General features: G+C 47.5%; 13 protein-coding genes and 1 pseudogene. 11 read left to right on the top strand and 3 right to left on the bottom strand.

Going from position 1 to position 18,481, the window contains the following annotated elements:
* Nucleotides 1-20: 20 nt before the first annotated feature.
* The 7 genes from KGF70_RS08985 (at nt 21) to KGF70_RS08955 (ending at nt 8,429) form a co-directional block, all read left to right on the top strand.
* On the top strand, nt 21-1,310 hold the full coding sequence (locus KGF70_RS08985; protein ID WP_003637416.1) for a carbohydrate ABC transporter permease: 1,290 nt from the start codon (nt 21-23) through the stop codon (nt 1,308-1,310).
* Between the two features lie 103 nt (nt 1,311-1,413).
* Nucleotides 1,414-2,199, top strand: coding sequence for a sugar ABC transporter permease (locus KGF70_RS08980; protein WP_175365131.1), 786 nt, complete (start codon nt 1,414-1,416; stop codon nt 2,197-2,199).
* 27 nt (nt 2,200-2,226) lie between these two features.
* Nucleotides 2,227-3,057, top strand: coding sequence for a DUF1189 domain-containing protein (locus KGF70_RS08975; protein ID WP_216768029.1), 831 nt, complete (start codon nt 2,227-2,229; stop codon nt 3,055-3,057).
* Between the two features lie 33 nt (nt 3,058-3,090).
* A complete protein-coding gene (locus tag KGF70_RS08970; protein ID WP_216768028.1) occupies nt 3,091-4,413 on the top strand; it encodes an alpha-amylase family glycosyl hydrolase in 1,323 nt (440 codons plus the stop codon).
* Between the two features lie 101 nt (nt 4,414-4,514).
* A complete protein-coding gene (locus KGF70_RS08965) occupies nt 4,515-5,621 on the top strand; it encodes an ABC transporter ATP-binding protein (RefSeq protein WP_216768027.1) in 1,107 nt (368 codons plus the stop codon).
* 26 nt (nt 5,622-5,647) lie between these two features.
* Nucleotides 5,648-7,918, top strand: a complete 2,271-nt coding sequence (locus tag KGF70_RS08960; RefSeq protein ID WP_216768026.1) for a glycoside hydrolase family 65 protein — start codon at nt 5,648-5,650, stop codon at nt 7,916-7,918.
* A 235-nt stretch (nt 7,919-8,153) separates the two neighbouring features.
* Entirely contained in the window at nt 8,154-8,429 is a 276-nt protein-coding gene (locus tag KGF70_RS08955; protein WP_216768025.1) for a hypothetical protein, read from the top strand.
* On the opposite strand, the pseudogene KGF70_RS08950 reads toward KGF70_RS08955, so the two are convergent.
* Nucleotides 8,422-11,268 (bottom strand): annotated as a pseudogene (locus KGF70_RS08950) (discoidin domain-containing protein). The gene KGF70_RS08955 and the pseudogene KGF70_RS08950 sit on opposite strands and share 8 nt — an antisense overlap.
* 448 nt (nt 11,269-11,716) lie before the next feature.
* Here KGF70_RS08950 and KGF70_RS08945 point away from each other — a divergent pair.
* Entirely contained in the window at nt 11,717-12,037 is a 321-nt protein-coding gene (locus tag KGF70_RS08945; RefSeq protein WP_082230185.1) for a SemiSWEET family transporter, read from the top strand.
* A gap of 315 nt (nt 12,038-12,352) precedes the next feature.
* Nucleotides 12,353-12,592, top strand: coding sequence for a type II toxin-antitoxin system RelB family antitoxin (gene relB, locus KGF70_RS08940; protein WP_216768023.1), 240 nt, complete (start codon nt 12,353-12,355; stop codon nt 12,590-12,592).
* Between the two features lie 198 nt (nt 12,593-12,790).
* Here the strand turns inward: relB and KGF70_RS08935 are convergent, their stop codons facing one another.
* Entirely contained in the window at nt 12,791-13,657 is an 867-nt protein-coding gene (locus KGF70_RS08935; RefSeq protein ID WP_050337929.1) for a fructokinase, read from the bottom strand.
* A gap of 133 nt (nt 13,658-13,790) precedes the next feature.
* Nucleotides 13,791-15,746, bottom strand: coding sequence for a sucrose-specific PTS transporter subunit IIBC (locus KGF70_RS08930; RefSeq protein WP_216768022.1), 1,956 nt, complete (start codon nt 15,744-15,746; stop codon nt 13,791-13,793).
* Nucleotides 15,747-15,992: 246 nt separating this feature from the next.
* Between KGF70_RS08930 and KGF70_RS08925 the strand changes: the two genes are divergently transcribed.
* A complete protein-coding gene (locus KGF70_RS08925; RefSeq protein ID WP_216768021.1) occupies nt 15,993-17,504 on the top strand; it encodes a sucrose-6-phosphate hydrolase in 1,512 nt (503 codons plus the stop codon).
* Nucleotides 17,485-18,465, top strand: a complete 981-nt coding sequence (locus KGF70_RS08920; protein WP_105960613.1) for a LacI family DNA-binding transcriptional regulator — start codon at nt 17,485-17,487, stop codon at nt 18,463-18,465. The genes KGF70_RS08925 and KGF70_RS08920 overlap by 20 nt, the downstream gene beginning before the upstream one ends.
* The last annotated feature ends 16 nt before the right edge of the window (nt 18,466-18,481 follow it).

The raw sequence follows: 18,481 nt of genomic DNA, 5'->3' as shown, positions 1-18,481 counted from the left end.
AGGAAAGGGGTGCGGGCGACATGCAAAAGAAAGATGTAAAAAAAGCGCAACGCCTGTCAATTATTCCCGGGCTAGGTCAATTTTATAATGGTCAGACCATCAAAGGTGTCGGCTTCATCATTATCTTATTGGCGTTCGTTGCTGAATTCATCTTTGGCGGCTTTAGCGCGTTTGCTAACTTGGTGACTTTGGGTTCGGTCTCAATGGAAGACAACTCATTGTTCATGATGATTTATGGGACGTTGCAGATTCTGTTGACGATTGTCTTCATCGTGTTCTACATTGCGAACTTATATGATGCAAAACACGTGGCCCAATTAATCAACAATGGGAAAAAGGTTTCACACACATTCAAAGAATTAGGGGCTAGTCTTGTTGACGGTGGGTTCGCCTATCTGTTGACGACACCAGCGTACTTCCTAATGATTTTCACGATTGTGTTCCCAGTATTAGTAACCTTACTGATGGCATTCACGAACTATGATTTCGCGCATATTCCACCGGCCATGTTACTCGACTGGATCGGCTTCAAGAACTTCACATCAATGTTCTTCTTGAGTAGCTACCGTGCAACCTTTAACGCAGTCTTTGGCTGGACAGTTATTTGGACGGTCTGTGCAACCACGTTACAAATTATCATCGGAATTGCCACTGCGGTGATTGCTAATCAGAACTTCATTAAAGGAAAGCGCTTCTTCGGGGTTATTTTCTTACTCCCTTGGGCTATTCCGGCGTTTGTTTCAATTATGAGTTTTTCAAATATTTTCAACGATTCAGCCGGTGCGATTAACGTGCAAGTCATTGGCCTATGGAACACATTAGTCCCATTTGCCCATATTGCACCAATTCATTGGATGACCGATACATTCTGGACGAAAGTTGCCATTATTATGATTCAAGGTTGGCTTGGATTCCCATACATCTATGTGATGATTACGGGTATTTTACAAGCGATTCCAGAAGATTTATACGAAGCTGCGACCCTGGATGGGGCAACGGTGATGCAGAAGTTCAATAAAATCACGTTACCAACGATTTTTGCAATTGCTGCACCAATCTTCGTGACCCAATACACGTTTAACTTCAACAACTTCTCGATGATCTATCTGTTTAACCAAGGTGGTCCAGGCGATGTTGGGGCGAATGCCGGTGGGACTGATATCCTGATCTCATGGATTTACAAGTTAACGACCGGGACATCGCCACAGTACTCGTTAGCCGCAGCGGTTACACTGATTATTTCCGTCTTAGTCATTGGGATCTCATTGATTGTCTTCAAGAAGACCCACGCTTTTGAAATGGGGGACTAGTGTTATGGATAATGCACAAGCAGTGGCACCTAAAAATGCCAATTCAAAACAAAATAGCGCGCGTCGGCACCGTTTCTGGAAAGAGTTCTTTACGTATTTTTACATGGTCGTTCTTGGGATTATTATCATTTATCCCGTTCTGATTACGTTCATTACGGCGTTTAAGGATGCTAACGTGCAAGCCTTCGTCCTCGACTTCGGTGGTAAGTGGACGTTGGTTAACTTCAAAAACTTATTTACGCAGACGTTATACGGTAGCTGGTATCTGAACACGATGATTATTTCAGTCTCATGTATGGTGATCCAAGTCATCGTTGTTACGTTAGCTGGTTACGTTTACAGTCGGTATCGTTTTGCAGGTAAGAAGTTCAGTTTGACCTTCTTTATCGTAATTCAAATGGTCCCAACAATGGCTGCTTTGACTGCTTACTACGTCTTAGCTAACATGTTGAATGCTTTGGACCATTACTGGTTCTTAACTGCGATTTACATTGGTGGTGGGATTCCACAGAATACGTGGTTGATGAAAGGCTACTTCGACAATGTGCCATATGACTTGGATGAATCTGCCAAGCTAGATGGTGCCGGTAACTTTAAGATTTTCTGGTCGATTGTCTTACCACTGGTTAAACCAATGATCGCGGTCCAAGCGCTATGGGCATTTATGTCACCAGTTCAAGATTATCTGATGGCGAAGTTCTTATTGACGTCTGAATCGCATTATACGGTTGCCGTTGGGCTTCAAACATTTATTAACAACGCACAAAATCAACAAGTAGTCCTCTTCTCGGCAGGGGCAATCTTAGTGGCGTTACCAATTGCTGCCTTGTTCTTCTACCTACAACGGTTCTTCGTTTCTGGATTACTTGCTGGTGGGAGCAAAGGTTAAAACAAAATTTAGTAGGGGTGAAATTAGATGCAGAGTACGAAAAACAAACCAACCGCGTTTCCGGTCCGGTTTTTTGGCAGCCTCTTCTCACCTCGAAGAATGTTTGCCAACCGGGATCAATTTAACTGGTTACAGATTATCGTCTTATTTATCTTTCTGACTGCGGTGATGGTGATGCCGATTCCGTTTTATTACAATCATCAAACGAATTTCAACTTATCACCATTTCTGCCACATATCGATAAAATGATGGCGAGTGACCAGATGCAAACCGCATTGAAAGCCGCTGATTATCACAATCAGCAGTTCGACAATGTGCAGCATCAAGTGATTATTAAAACTAAGGATAATGTTGCTGGCTTTGACCTGACGACAGCCGATATGGCGGGGCGTAAAAACGTCATTAATCTGCACACGAGTACCTTTCAGGTGAAGTCAGTTGGCAGTACTTTCAAAGCAAAGTACGTTCCGGGACATGATTTGAGGACGAATGCGCACGCATTTCTGGTTAATTCCTGGTATCAGAGTAATAAGGTCATGATTGGGCTCTTTATGCTGATGGCGCTGGGGTTGATCATCGTTGGGGTCAACTTGATTCTTGTAAACGGAGCGGCCTTCTTCTTGTTCTTGTCACGGCATAATAAAATTACGCATATTTGCAACTTTCGCGAGGGGGTCAATTTAACCCTCATGATGATGGGAATCGGGAGTTTGTTAGCGATGGTGATTGGGCTCATCCACTTTGACGTCACTATCGAATTAACCGTTCAATCATTGAGCTTAGCGTTCGTTGTGCTATGGGTATACCTGAAAACGAAATTTAAAGATCCAGAAGTTGACCAAACCATGTTACTTTAGGCCAATTAGTAAGCATAGAAATGAGGAAGATTAATGGCACGCGATACGCAAACACAATTACGCAACGAAATGATTTACTCAGTCTTTGTCCGCAATTACTCTGAGGCTGGCAATTTTGCTGGCGTCACCGCTGACTTGCAACGAATTAAGGATCTGGGGACCGACATTTTATGGTTACTACCAATCAATCCGATTGGTGAAGTTAACCGTAAAGGGTCGTTGGGTTCACCCTATGCAATTAAGGACTATCGGAAAATCAACCCAGAATATGGGACCTTGGATGATTTTAAGGCACTGACGACTAAGGCGCATGAACTTGGCATGCGGGTGATGATGGATATTGTTTATAATCACACGTCACCAGATTCAGTCTTGGCCACTGAACATCCTGAATGGTTTTACCATGATGCGGAAGGTCAGCTAACGAACAAAGTTGGTGATTGGAGTGACGTCAAGGACTTGGATTACGGCCACCATGATTTGTGGCAGTATCAAATCGATACGTTGTTATATTGGCGTCAATTCGTAGATGGTTATCGCTGTGATGTCGCCCCATTAGTTCCCTTAGATTTCTGGCTAGAAGCACGTCAACAAGTCAATGCCAAGTACCCAGGAACCTTGTGGCTGGCGGAATCAGCCGGTAGTGGCTTTATTCAAGAACTCCGCTCACAGGGATACACTGGATTATCAGATAGCGAGCTATACCAAGCATTTGATATGACTTACGACTACGATGTCTTCAGTGATTTCAAGGATTACTGGCAAGGCCGGCGTACGGTCGACCAGTATGTTGACTTATTACAACGACAAGATGCGACTTTCCCAGGTAACTATGTCAAAATGCGGTTCTTGGAAAATCATGACAACGCCCGGATGATGAGCTTAATGCATAGCGAATCTGAAGCGGTGAATGCGCTGACTTGGATCTTTATGCAACGTGGTATTCCGTTAATTTATAACGGGCAAGAATTCAGCGCTGAACATCAGCCGTCATTATTTGACCGCGATGTCATGGTGAACGACCGTCATGGTGACTTAACAGCATTGATTCAAAAGCTGGTTGCGATTAAGCACGAACCGCTGATGCGGGCTGCTGATTATCAATTAGCGGTCGTTGAAGATGGCATTATCAAAGTTAGCTATCAAGCCGCTGGCGCTGCATTGACGGCTTGGATTCCACTGAAAGGTCAAGTAACAACGGTTAAGACGACGCTGCCTGATGATCATTATCAAAATATCTTGACGGATACGGCAGTCGAGGTCAATAATCATCAGCTTCAAGTTAATGGTCAACCAGTACTAATTAAATATACGAAAAATACGACTGCGACGAAGGTTGCGGATCAATCCAACTAATCGGTTATCGAAGGATGGCAATTGGTTGAAAAAGCAAGCGCTTGCGGGGCGCTGTGCAGTGGACGTTGTTTAGAAGTGAGAATACAAGGGAGTGGATTTCGATGGTTGAAATGAATCTCGATCACATTTACAAAAAATATGAAGGTAACGACAAGTACTCCGTTACCGACATGAATCTTGATATTAAAGATGGTGAGTTCATCTTCTTTATCGGGCCATCTGGTTGCGGTAAGTCGACGACATTACGGATGATTGCCGGCTTGGAAGATATTACTAAGGGCGATTTTAAGATGAATGGCCAAGTCATGAACGACGTGGAACCTAAGAACCGGGACATCGCGATGGTTTTCCAAACTTACGCGTTGTATCCAAACATGACGGTCTTTGACAACATGGCGTTTGGACTGAAAATTCGGAAGACTTATAGTAATACGGAAATTAAAAAACGGGTCGACAATGCCGCCGAACAATTAGGATTAACGGACTACTTACAACGTAAGCCTGCTAACCTTTCTGGTGGTCAACGGCAACGGGTTGCTTTAGGCCGGGCGATTGTGCGGGACGCGGGGACGTTCCTGCTAGATGAACCACTGTCTAACTTGGATGCCAAGTTGCGGGTTGATATGCGGACAACCATCGCTCAAATGCACCAGCGTTTGAAGACCAACATGATCTACGTCACCCATGATCAAATTGAAGCGATGACGATGGCTGACCGGATTGTGATTATGAATGACGGTAAAATCATGCAAGTCGGAACCCCACACGAACTCTACAATGAACCCGTCAACCAATTTGTGGCTGGCTTCATGGGGTCACCATCAATGAACTTCTTCAACGCAACGCTCCATGACGGCCGGGTCAGCGATGGCGAAGGCTTAGATGTTGCCGTACCAGAAGGACAACTGAAGATTCTCAAGGCACAAGGTTATGATCAAAAGAAGATGATTGTCGGGATTCGGCCAGAAGATATTCACGCTGAACAAATCACCTTGGAAGCAATGCCGAACTCAATCGTTAAGACGAAGGTCATGGTCTCTGAATTCTTGGGTGCTGAAAGTATGCTGTACTGCACGGCTGGTAAGTCTAAGTTTACCGCTCAAGTGGATGCACGTGATTATCATAATCCAGGCGAAAACGTTGAAGTGGCATTTGAAATGGCAAAGGCGCACTTCTTTGACCCAGAAACTAAAGATGTTATTCGGTAATTTCACATTACGGAGGAGCAATTACAATGAAACGCATTTTTGAAGTAGATCCGTGGCACGTTGTCAGCCATGAACTCGTTCCAGCGGATAAGCGACTACAAGAGAGTATGACGAGTATCGGTAATGGCTACATGGGCATGCGGGGCATGTTTGAAGAGCATTACTCGGGCGATACGCTAAAAGGAATTTACATTGGTGGGGTCTGGTATCCCGACAAGACGCGGGTCGGCTGGTGGAAGAATGGCTACCCGGATTACTTTGGTAAGGTGATCAATTCGGTCAACTTCATCAAGGTCAACGTGACGATTGATGGCGACCAAGTCGATTTGGCGAAGGACAATGTCAGTGATTTCACCTTGGACCTCGACATGTACACCGGAATTTTGCGGCGGTCATTTATCGTGACGAAGGGTGAAAAACGTGTTCAGTTCATGATTGACCGGTTCGTTAGTGTGGCACAAAAGGAATTATTCGATGTGCACTATAGCGTTCATAATTTGAGTAATGAACCGGTACAAGTCAGCTTTATGTCGCAGATCGATGCGGACGTCTTTAATGAAGATGCCAACTATGATGAACAGTTCTGGCAAGTGCTCGACAAGAGCCATGCGATCACGGGTGGCAGTATGTTTGCCGAAACCAAGCCGAATGACTTTGGCACGCCACGATTCACTCTTGGCATGCAGATGTTGCATGAAACGTCGTTGCGGGGAATCAACGCACCGGATGCTGAAAAAGCCGTCACGAACATTTTCCGTGGCGAATTAGCGCCGGATGAGACTAAGAATTTTGAAAAACGAGTCTTGGTCGTGACTTCGCGTGATTATGCCGACATGCCTGCGATGCGGACCGGACTAGCTGAGTTGAGTGAAACTGTCAGTTCGCAGTCATATGAAGACCTGCGTCAGGCGCACGTTGATGGCTGGGCACAACGTTGGCAATTGGCCGATGTGGTCATTGATGGTGACGATGCGGCGCAACAAGGGATTCGCTTTAACCTATTCCAGCTGTTCTCAACCTACTATGGCGAAGACAAACGCTTGAACTTAGGGCCTAAGGGCTTCACTGGTGAAAAATACGGTGGTGCCACATATTGGGACACCGAAGCGTTTGGCGTACCGTTCTACCTATCGTTGGCAAAACCAGAAGTGACCGAAAACCTCTTGGAATATCGGTATAATCAGCTGGCTGGTGCGTTCCACAATGCTAAAATGCAAGGCTTGGCGGGCGCACTCTATCCGATGGTGACCTTCAACGGGATCGAATGCCATAACGAATGGGAAATCACGTTTGAAGAAATTCACCGCAACGGCTCGATTGCCTATGCCATCTTTAACTACACGCGCTATACCGGCGATGAGACCTACTTGAAGACTAAAGGTATCGACGTTTTGACTGGAATTTCACGTTTCTGGGCGGACCGGGTTCACTTCTCGCAACGGAATCAGCAATACATGATTCACGGCGTCACCGGGCCAAACGAATACGAGAACAACGTCAATAACAACTGGTACACCAACTTCATGGCACGCTGGACGTTGGAATACACGTTGGCCAGCTTGAAGAAGGTCAGTGCTGATAAACGGGCGGAACTCAAGATTACTGATGATGAATTAGCCAAATGGCAGGACATTATCGATCGGATGTACTTCCCACATGATGACAAATTGGGCATCTTCGTTCAACAGGATGGCTTCCTAGATAAGGATGTTCAGCCCGTCTCAGCCATCCCAGCAGATCAGCGGCCCATTAATCAGCACTGGTCATGGGATCACATTCTCCGGTCGCCGTATATTAAGCAGGCGGATGTCTTACAAGGTATCTACTACTTCATGGATCGGTTCACACCGGAAGAGAAGAAACGTAACTTTGATTTCTATGAACCACTAACGGTCCACGAATCGAGCTTGTCACCAGCCGTTCACGCCATTTTAGCCGCTGATTTGCACTATGAAGATAAAGCGGTCGAAATGTACGAACGGACTGCCCGGCTTGACTTGGATAACTACAACAATGACACGGTCGATGGGCTACACATCACGTCCATGACTGGTTCATGGTTGGCAATCGTTCAAGGCTTCGCTGGCATGCGTGTGACTGACGATGCGTTAGCCTTCGCACCGTTTGTTCCAAAGGCTTGGACCCGTTATCAGTTCCACGTGAACTTCCGCGGTCGCTTGCTCAAAGTCGATGTTGACCAACAGGGGACGACCGTTGAATTAGTTAGCGGTAATCCATTGACCATCGAATTGAACGGCAAGACCGTCGAAGTCGCAAATACCGTCTCCACAAAATAATAACCTGCCTTGATTCACACCTGGCCGTAACTGGTGGGGATCAAGACTCAACCCTAGAATGATTCCAAGTTCATTCTAACCTAGTCCTAGAGGGCCCGTATCGTTTTGATGCGGGCTTTTTGGGCATCAGGAAACTTGTGCGAATGTGGCGGTTAGCGGTGAATCGTGATTTGCGGTGGTTGTGTGGTGAAACTAGTAACTGCCCACGATTGGCGGTGACCATGAGCAAGCGGCGATGCAAACTTGGAAAAGCGTGCGCGGTGTGCGAAAACGGCTCGTTTCAAGTGACCAAGTATGCGTGTCTCGCGATAAGCATGCAAAAAAAGTCGCTTCGAAATTCGAAGCGACTTCTTGCCGATACTTAAATCCGGCTATCTCTATCTGTGCTTTTCTGTCTGCTATTTTGCTGGTTGCTAGTGATTCACGATTAATCTGGCTGGATGGGAGCGCGCACGCCGATTCAGCACGGCTGATTGTGGCGCTGTTTATAGGCCATCTAATCGCTATTTAAGTGGGCTGTTCAAGCCGAGAACATCCATTTCATAGATACGGACGGCAGTATCGGCCACTTAGGTCGGTTTGTCGACCACGATGCGGACGTAACGGGCGGTCGTTGCGGCAAAGGTATTCAGGCTTGTGGCCTTCGTGTTGTCGTACGTGCGGGCAACATCCTTGAAGTGTTTACCATCTGTGCTGACTTGAATCGTCCACGCTTTGGTATTCATATCCGCGCTTTCGCCACCCGCCTTGGCGTGGGCGAGTTTGACCGCGCTAACGGTGGCTTGGTGGCCTAAATCGAGCGTTAACGTATGCGGGGCCTTACCAGTGGCACACCACTTGGTACTGAGTTTGCCATCAACGGCCATCTTTGGCGCTTCACTGCTATTGGTGTAACCCGAGGCACTCGTCTTCGCATTCTTCGATAGTACCGTCAGCGCACCTTTGGCCTTAGGCGTGATCGTAATCAATTTCTTCATCGTCACGGAACGCTGACCGTCCTTGTTTTTGGCGGTCAGAGTGACGTTATAGGTGCCAGCCTTAGCGTACGTGACCGTTGGGTTCTTAGCCGTACTGCTGGTTTGCTTGGCACCGGTGAACTGCCACTTAAAGCTAGTCGCGTTTTTGGATGACGTGTTCGTAAACTTGATGGTACTTCCGGGACTAGCTAAGGTCCGGTCGACGGTAAAGGCTGCTTTGGGCTTGCGGTTATCGGGCCATTTCAACGTAGTCACTTTGGAGGCCGGGCCACGTTGGTTCCAAATGTCGACTGGGACGACCATCAAATCAGTTTCATTTTGTTGCCCAGTCCGCTCGAGGGCGTTGAGGTAGAAATTAGTCGTATCGGTTGCGCCGAGAAATGAGCGTGAGCCATTCTGGTTCCGTTGGTAGATTTCATAGTGGTCCAAATGCTTAGTTGATGCGGCTTGCCAGCTCAAGTTCACGCCAGCGTACTTGCCTTCTTCATCAAAGACACGGTTGTCGATGGCGACGGACTTGACGGCCGTTGGACTGGCTTGCGGCTTGCCCGTGATTGCCAAACGGCCTAATTGTGCGCGATAACTGGTATCCGACTTGCTCGTTGTTAGGCTTAGACTGATTGATTTCACAGTTTTCTTAGCAAGCCCACTGACGTCGTAATCGATCGTTTGCCACTTAGAGCTGAGGGCCTGATCACCCTTGATCGTCTTCTTGCGGCCATCTTTTAACGTGACCACTAAATCTAACTGGGTCTCATCCGTGGCTTTCGCAGCGACCTTGACCTGGGTGTTGGCAGTAAACGGAATATCGGTCGTATAGAGCTTGATGGTGCTGGCCTTGTTCTTGCGCATCTGACCGGACAGCTGAATATCGTTGCCACCGTCATAGGCGTCGGTGTAATCGAATGCCGCTTTTAAGTCGTTACCAGAGGGATTGTCGATCATCCAGCGGTAAGTCGGGTTGATGGCCTGCAACGATCGGTTGTTCCAATCGCGAAGTGAGACCTTGCGTCCCTTGATAAAGTAGTTATAGCCATTTTCTAAGCTGAAGTTGGTGACGAATGGTTGTTTCGTAATGGCACTTTTCTCCACGGCATAGGTGGAAACACCGGGCCACTGACTCGACGTCTTGGACGGAACGCTACGTGACGGATCGCTATGACTGTTCACCCATAGCGTTTCTTCCTTAGATTGGAATTCATCGGGCGTTTCAGATGACGTATAGGTCCAATTCGGGGCGTAAAGGCCTAGCGACGTGTAAGGAACGTTGTGCTGGTTGGCAAACAGATCCCAGCGGACGGGTGTCGAAGTACCATCCGCCTGAACGTCGATGCCGGCGAATAGGTTATAAGGGTTGAGCCCTAGCTTTTCAGCCCGGTCCCGCGACTTTTTGAGCAAGTCCTGGCTCGCTAACCGTTTCTTCGTCCACCAGAAGTTCAGGAACATTGAATCCGCGACTGGCTTCATGTTAGCGTCGACCAGGTAGGACTGGTTTTCCTTAGTGAGCGCATTTTGCCAATCCATCTTACCGTCCTTGGTCATCGAATCGTACCACATCAGGTCCAACTTGCTGCCGGCTTTTTGCTTGTATTCCTTGATCAATTGTTGCATGAGCTGTGCGTGCTTTTTGGTTAGCCCGCTCTTCGTCGTGGACTGATTGTTCTTACCACTAGCGGCGGAGTCAAAGCTCTTCACTTCGGGGTCGGTTTCTTGATTGATGAACCAGCCATCAAACCCATAGGCTTTAGCGACCGCTACCAATTTATCAGCCATTGGAAAATGACCGTCCTTATCTTGCTTCAGGAAGTCATTGAGCCATTTGAGCTTACCGCCACTAACGACCTGCGGAAAGAAAACGGTTCCAAGAACGGGCACACCATTTTTATGAGCGGCGTCAATGACATCGGCCGTGGGTGGCACGATCAAGCCTTCACCCGCTGAGCCACCCCAGTAGACGAGTTGATCAATATATTGCCAATTTGAGAAGACGTTGGCGTCAAACGTGTTGATGCCGCGGGGCGCATTCCCACTGGTCGACGCGTTCATAATCGATAATGCGACGACTTTCATTTTAGGGTCCTGGGTTTTGTTGACGGTCGGGAGCTGCCACTTGTCGATGCGCTTGGCCAGTGGTACGGTCGCAACATTGTATTTGGCCTGCTTGTCCTTACTGAATTGCCACTTTAGCAGCTGATTAGGAAACCAGTACGGCGCTTCTGGTTGGTTATCCATTCCTTTATCCAGACTGGCTTCAGCGGTCTGTTTGTAGCTGACTTTGCCACTAGATTGCTGGCTTGAACATGCGGACAAGCTGAGCGCGGCTATCAGTAGGGCAAACGTACTCGCGATTTGGCGTTGCCGTCTTTTTCTCATGATACTGTTCCTCCCTTGATCAAATCTGAGTCACCTGACGAAGACGACCATGGCCATGTGGACTGACGATTGAAAGTCACCAGATAATGGCGATAAACGGTAATAAATTAGCGGTTCTGTGGTAATTGCCAATCGTCTAATGGAGACTAATCGTGTTCGGTAAAGTCCGGCCACACGACCAGGGTCATCTATACATTACTGGTATGTATGATATATAATTTTTTCAGTAAAGGGTATCGACAAATTAAAGGAATTAAGGGACAAAATAAACTAATTGATGACTGAAACAACGCCAATTTAGACGGTTTATCTGAATTTACGCTCACAACCTGGTGTGATTAGGGCGGGGCTGAATCATGAAAAGATGTATGAAAACGTTATCGATTTTGCTTTTTTTGGATTGATTGAAGTCGTGTAGTATAATGACCTACCAGGAAGGTGATTAGTTATTAAATATAAAGTTGATAATGGTGAGTACCCGACTGGTAAGGACGCTGTCGATCCCAAGCGGGTCAAATATCTGAAGTTAATTAGTAAGTTAGCAACCTTTACTTGTATTGCGATGTACGTGTCGTATATTCCGCAAATCATTGATAATTTTACTGGTAATCCGGTGTCGCCGCTCCAACCCCTTGTCGCAATGATCAACGGGATATTATGGACGGGGTATGGCTGGTTCAAGACGTATAAAGACTGGCCAGTCATTATCTCGAATGTCCCTGGGGTTATCTTTGGTTTCATCACCGTTTTAACCGTATATGTTCATTAACCATAACCGAAAATAGATAATAACAATCAGCCGACAGATTTTTTGTCAGTTGTATAGCTAATAAATTCCGCCACTTTGTGCTAACATTGATCACAAAATGGCGGAATTTATTATGAATCGGGATTCAAACGTGCTGTTCTTAAACTCAAAAACGGCCAGATGAAGACCGCTGGAAACAAGGCGAGTTAGCGTAAAACGGCTGTTTTGTGTACGTCCTAATCCGGCTTACATCCAGCTCAATATCTTTTAATTATCGTTAATGCTAAATAATAATCAGTGCAACGCGACTTGTCACGAAATATAGGAGGGGTAATCATGGCGATAATTTCAGTACGCGTGAGTGACGCCGAAAAGGAATGGCTCCAACAAATGGCGATCTTTCATGGAATCAGTCTATCGGACTTGATCAAGCAATATTCAATGGATCAGTTAGAAGATGAGTACGACGCACGCGTCCTTGATCAAGCCTATCAAGCGTGGCTTAAGGATGACAAGCAAACCGTGTCCATGCAGGACGTGCTAGCCGACTTTGATAAACCGGCTGAAGACGAGTAGACGGGACAGATTAGCTTTTACAATCGCATTTAAGGTTCAACAAAAGTCGCTGCGGTTATAACTGGCAACTGCATTTAAGGCTCAACAAAATAGGACCCGAAATCAATCCACAATGATTGATTTCGGGTCCTATTAGTCATTTAGAAACACATTCGCAATGAGTCACTCAATCAACAGCGACGGATTTTGATCTTTAGCTTAATGCTGGTCTAATGCGACTTGAGCTAATAACAAGCCACCGGCAATACCAGAGTTGTTTCCAAGTCCGGCGGGAACGATGTAGTCATCGAGTGCCGGCACTTCTTCATAGCCGTTTAGATAAGCCGCGAATTTTTCGCGAATCATTGGGAAGAGTTGCCGTTGATTCATGACACCACCATTTAAGATGATTTTGTCTGGTGCAAACGCAACGGTCAGATTGACGCAAGCCTGCGCGATATAGTCCGCAATGATTGGCCAGACTGGATCATCGACTGGAATATCCTTACCAGCCATCCCGGTCCGTTTACCAACAGCGGGGCCGGCAGCTAGGCCTTCTAGACAGATGTCGTGGTATGGGCAACTTGATTTGAAATCGTCGCCAGGGAGCCGATTGAGCCGCATGTGGCCGAGCTCAGTGTGGGTCCGGCCGTTGAAAATTTGATTATGGCTAATAACACCCGCGCCAACGCCGGTCCCAATCGTCATGTAAATACTGTTCGGGACGTCCTTGGCAATCCCAATCATCGCCTCACCATAGGCGGCTTCGTTGACATCGGTCGTCCAGTAGAATGGAATGTCAAACTGCTGCTTCAAATGGCCGAGAAAGTCGTAGTCGCCCCAGCCAGGCTTAGGCGTGGTCGTAATGTAGCCGTATTTTGGATCTTCCGGATTAACGCCGATTGGCCCGAATGACCCGATCCCAATGGCCGCGACCGGATGGCCTGTAAAATAATCATCGACTGCCGCCATGGTTTCCGCTGGGGTGGTCGTCGGGATTGAAATCCGGTCACTAACTTGTCCTTGTTCATCGCCAATCGCACAAACAAATTTTGTGCCACCAGCTTCAATTGCACCTAAAAGCATCGTGTGCCTCCTGTGGATAAAAATATAGTTTTATTAATAAATAGTATACGCTTATTTAATAGCTTTGTTAACGATTACATTAATATTAGCACGCGTCTAGCTCACAGTTGAAATCCGGGCATCGAACTGGTGCTTATAAATTAACCGCGGCAGTCGCATCCGCTGCCGGTTCCGTCAATGCAATCAGTTGCTCGCCGGCCTGAACATCGGTGGCATTTAAACGCTCAACGTTAGCGTAACTAGCGGTATTAGTGACCACGACCATGACGGTTGGATCATAGTTAGCGGCTTTCAAGGCGGCCACGTCAAAGGTACCGAGTAAGTCACCTTGATGAACGGTATCGCCCTTTTGAACGTTGGCTGTAAAATGTTCGCCCTTCAAGTTGACCGTATCCAATCCTAAATGAATCAGGATTTCCGCACCGGCAGTCGTTTTGATGCCGTATGCGTGATGGCTATCGTAAGTCACCGTGATGGTACCGTCAGCTGGCGCTAGAACCTGATCAGCGCTTGGGACGATTGCGGCACCACTACCCATGATTTCAGCGGAAAATACTTGGTCATTGACTTGGCTCAAAGGTTCACTGGTCCCAGTGACGGGAGCGACGAGGATTTCGTCATTGACGTTGATCGGTGCCTTGGGTGTTTCAGGTTGTTGAACTTGATCGCGGTCATCGCCGAGGGTTCGTTTTGCATAAATAAAGGTCGGAATAAAGGCGACGACGAACGAAATAACAGCACTAAGCGCGAAGGCTGGAATCGACTTTGAAGCAATTGAGATGAACCCGATGACTGATGCGGGTCCCATCGCTACTGATAGGACATGGAATAGCCCTAAGAAGGCGGAAGCAATTCCAGACGCAATCGCCGCAAAGACGAATGGATATTTCATCTTCAAGTTGACCCCGAAGATGGCTGGTTCCGTAATTCCGAGTAACGCTGAGACCCCAGCTGAAGAAGTCAGGGCTTTTTGTTTTTGACTTTTAGTGGCAAAGAAAATAGCTAAAGTGGCAGCACCTTGCCCGATGTTGGCCATCGAAGCGACTGGGAAGATAAATGAACCACCAGTCTTGGCGACGTTGGCTAATAATTGCGTTTCGATTGCTGGGAAAGTTTGGTGGAGCCCGGTAATCACAATGGCAGAATAGAGTAAGCCAAAGATGCCCATCCCAATCCAGCCGGTGCTGTTATATAGCCCAACCAAGCCGTTGGTCAACGCGTCACTGACCGTCCGTAAGACTGGTCCAACAATGGTAAAGGTCAGAAATCCGGTAATCACAATTGAAAACATTGGGGTGAAGGTGAAGTCAAAGGCCCCTTTAATGTGTTTATGGAAGAATTTCTCAAGGGTAGCTAAAATGAAGGCAACCCCTAAGACTGGTAGTACCTGACCTTGATAACCGGCTTGGGCAACGTTGAGACCAAAGACGTTCCAGTAAGTCATCTTACCGGCCGCCACGGTGGCCGCGACCGCGTTACCATTAACAAGTGATGGTAAGACCATGATCATCCCCATCGTCGCACCGAGGAAAGGATTACCACCGAAGCGCTTGGTTGCTGAGAAACCGAGCAGAATCGGTAAGAAGGTAAATGGGGCACTAGCCATCGCATTGATCATTTCAGCGATGCCTTTCAACCCTGGATAGACTTCAACTACGGATTTGGCCATGAAAAGATGTTCGGCGGTCAGCACGTTGTTGAGCGCCATTAAAAGCCCACCGGCAACTAATGCGGGCACGATTGGAATGAAAATATCTGATAAGACTTTTAGAAAGTCCATCAGTGGATTGCGTTTTTTACCAGCGGCCGCGACTGCCTTAATATCATCAGGAGTCGCTTCCTTGAGGCCAGTCTTGGCAATGAGGGCATCGTAGACTTTGTCGACATCGCCGGGGCCAATAATGATTTGGTATTGGCCGTTGGTTTCGAAGGTCCCCTTGACGTCAGCATCGTTGTCTAGGGCAGTCTGATCGATTTTAGATTCATCCTTGATGACTAAACGGAGGCGCGTCGCACAATGGGCGGCCGCCTGAATATTGGTCTTGCCGATGGCCTTGAGGACGCGATCTGCAACTTCTTGATGATTCATGGTGGTTCACTCCCTGGTATCGAAATTTTGAATTTAAGTTAGTTTTGCAAGCGCTTTACAAACCCAATCATAACAAGTTCTAGTTTTATGTCAAGCGTTTGATATAAAATAATTCGGCTTTTAAATCACGTTATAAGTGTCCAATGTGAAAACTAATCACAAAAAATGTCATACGTTTGACATAACAATGTAAGCGGTTTTATAATGGAGCCACTTAATTCAAACGATAAAAGGAGCTCAATCGGCATGCAATGGAATCGTAAAATGCGTTATACCCCCTATAATCAGTGGCCAGCGACTAAATTACCGCAACTGGCGGCCCAAGCTCGGCAATCCAAGTGGCGGATGCAGCACCACATTCAACCCGCATCCGGTCTGTTAAATGATCCCAATGGCTTTTCATATTTTAATGGGCAGTGGCACTTGTTCTATCAAAGTTTCCCATTCGGGCCCGTCCATGGCTTGAAATCTTGGCAGCACGTGACTTCCGACAACTTAGTCGACTGGCACGACGAAGGACTGGCGATTGCGCCAGATACGCCGTATGACTCGCACGGGGCCTATACGGGGACGGCGCTGCCCGTTGGTGATCGCTTATTCATTATGTATACCGGCAATGTCCGCACCGCTGACTGGCAACGTGAAGCGTACCAGATTGGCGCGTGGATGACGGCGGATAACCAAATCCATAAATTAGACCAACCGCTGATTTCCCACGCGCCAGCGGGGTACACGAGCTCATTTCGAGACCCCGACCTCGTCAAGACTGACCACGGTTACTACGCATTAATTGGCGCGCAAACAACGGATGAGCAGGGCGCACTCTTAGTTTATTATTCAGAAGACCTTTCGAAATGGGACTGTCGTGGCGCAGTCAACGTCCCTGAAGCCGCGCGTGGGTACATGATCGAATGTCCGAACATCGTGTGGATCGATCAACACCCCGTCCTACTATTCTGCCCACAAGGCTTGTCGCAGCAGACGCTGGCTTATCAGAATATTTATCCAAACACGTCTCTAGTTGCTGAAGAATTTGATTTAGACCAGGCCAAATTGACTGGTGCGAAAGCCTTACATCAGTTAGATGAAGGGTTTGATGTCTACGCAACGCAGGCCATCAACGCACCAGATGGGCGGGCCTTAGCCGTGAGCTGGATTGGGCTACCAGAAGTCGCCTACCCAACTGACCAGGAGAACTGGGCGCACTGCTTGAGCTTCGTGAAAGAATTGACCTTGAAAAACGACCACCTCTACCAGAATCCAGTGGCGGAAGTCGATCAATTACGCACGACAGACCAACCACTGACACTGGACCCTCAACATACAGCGACAGTTGCTGACTTGGACGGTAGCTTTGAGCTCCTGATGACGGTTGCGGCTGACGAAACGAGTACGGTGCGCGTGGCGGATACCCATAATCGGGGTGCGCTAATCGTCACGGTTGATGCCCGAGCAGGCCAAGTCGTCATTGACCGCAGTCAGACTGGACACCCGTTTGCAAAAGACTACGGTCAGACTCGGACTGCTCAAGTAAAGCCGCACACGGCAATCAACATTCGGCTCATGATAGATGTATCGGTCTTTGAATGCTATATTGATAGTGGTTATTCTGTGATGACCGGACGCTTTTTCTTAGCGGACACACCAACGCAACTGAACGTAGAAGCAAGTTCGTCAGCGGCGGTCACTGGTAAAGTCTGGAAATGGCGCCAATCAGAGCATATTGGAGCGAATGAATATGAAGCCAAAATTAAATGATGTGGCTAAGCTGGCCGGCGTCTCACCGACCACGGTGTCACGCGTAATCAACAATCACGGCTATTTAAGTGAACAAACGAAAGAAAAAGTCTTTGCAGCGATGCGCGAGTTACATTACCAACCAAACAACATGGCGCGGTCGTTGCAGGGGAAGAACACGCAATTGATCGGCGTGATATTCTCAGATATCAGCAATCCGTTTTTTGGCGAGCTCGTGTCGCGGATTGAAAAAATCCTGTTTGCGAAGAACTATAAGGTGATTTTATGCAATAGTGCGGATGACCCGCAAAAGGAACGCGACTACCTGCAAATGCTGATGGCCAATCAGGTGGACGGCATCATTGCCGGGGCCCATAACTTAGGCATCGAAGAATATCAACAGTACGGGCTGCCAATTATTTCATTTGACCGCTACCTATCCGACAACATTCCCATCGTGAGCTCGGATAATTACCATGGCGGCTGGCTGGCTGCCCAAACGCTACGTCAGGCTGGTGCGGAAAACATCGCGATTTTTACCGGTAAATCCTACGCGGGTTCGCCGACGAATGGCCGCCGGGAAGGCTATGAAGCGTATTTAGCGTCGGAACAATTGACGCCACATGTACACGAATTACCGTTTGAATTATCACCAGCCTTAAAAATGATGGAAATCAAAACGATCATGTCCCAGCAAAACTACGACGGTATCTTCTGTAGTGATGATTTGACCGCCTTATTGACGATCAACGTCGCCCACCAACTCTCGATTCGGGTGCCAGAAGACTTGCGTGTCGTCGGCTACGATGGCACCGCCTTGATGCGCAACTATCACCCAGAATTGACGACCATCGAACAACCGCTGACGGATATCAGCACGCTGCTCGTATCCTTGTTATTACAGCGAATCGCGGATGCTGATTGTCAGTTGGAATCAAAATACACGTTACCGGTCAAGTTGAGTAAGGGCATTACCGCGTAACGAAGGAGTTATGAGT

The sequence above is a fragment of the Lactiplantibacillus sp. 7.2.4 genome (assembly GCF_018991185.1).
Taxonomy (GTDB): domain Bacteria; phylum Bacillota; class Bacilli; order Lactobacillales; family Lactobacillaceae; genus Lactiplantibacillus; species Lactiplantibacillus pentosus.
Note: the sequence above shows the minus strand (reverse complement) of the source record. Positions and strands in the feature narration are given on the sequence as shown.

What these genes read in the sequence shown, in the direction of transcription:
- KGF70_RS08935 (WP_050337929.1), bottom strand. Translation starts at nt 13,657, where the DNA reads ATGCTTTTAGGTGCAATTGAAGCTGGTGGCACAAAATTTGTTTGTGCG.
- relB (WP_216768023.1), top strand. Translation starts at nt 12,353, where the DNA reads ATGGCGATAATTTCAGTACGCGTGAGTGACGCCGAAAAGGAATGGCTC.
- KGF70_RS08980 (WP_175365131.1), top strand. Translation starts at nt 1,414, where the DNA reads ATGGTCGTTCTTGGGATTATTATCATTTATCCCGTTCTGATTACGTTC.
- KGF70_RS08925 (WP_216768021.1), top strand. Translation starts at nt 15,993, where the DNA reads ATGCAATGGAATCGTAAAATGCGTTATACCCCCTATAATCAGTGGCCA.
- KGF70_RS08920 (WP_105960613.1), top strand. Translation starts at nt 17,485, where the DNA reads ATGAAGCCAAAATTAAATGATGTGGCTAAGCTGGCCGGCGTCTCACCG.
- KGF70_RS08960 (WP_216768026.1), top strand. Translation starts at nt 5,648, where the DNA reads ATGAAACGCATTTTTGAAGTAGATCCGTGGCACGTTGTCAGCCATGAA.
- KGF70_RS08985 (WP_003637416.1), top strand. Translation starts at nt 21, where the DNA reads ATGCAAAAGAAAGATGTAAAAAAAGCGCAACGCCTGTCAATTATTCCC.
- KGF70_RS08965 (WP_216768027.1), top strand. Translation starts at nt 4,515, where the DNA reads ATGGTTGAAATGAATCTCGATCACATTTACAAAAAATATGAAGGTAAC.
- KGF70_RS08970 (WP_216768028.1), top strand. Translation starts at nt 3,091, where the DNA reads ATGGCACGCGATACGCAAACACAATTACGCAACGAAATGATTTACTCA.
- KGF70_RS08930 (WP_216768022.1), bottom strand. Translation starts at nt 15,746, where the DNA reads ATGAATCATCAAGAAGTTGCAGATCGCGTCCTCAAGGCCATCGGCAAG.
- KGF70_RS08975 (WP_216768029.1), top strand. Translation starts at nt 2,227, where the DNA reads ATGCAGAGTACGAAAAACAAACCAACCGCGTTTCCGGTCCGGTTTTTT.
- KGF70_RS08955 (WP_216768025.1), top strand. Translation starts at nt 8,154, where the DNA reads ATGCAAACTTGGAAAAGCGTGCGCGGTGTGCGAAAACGGCTCGTTTCA.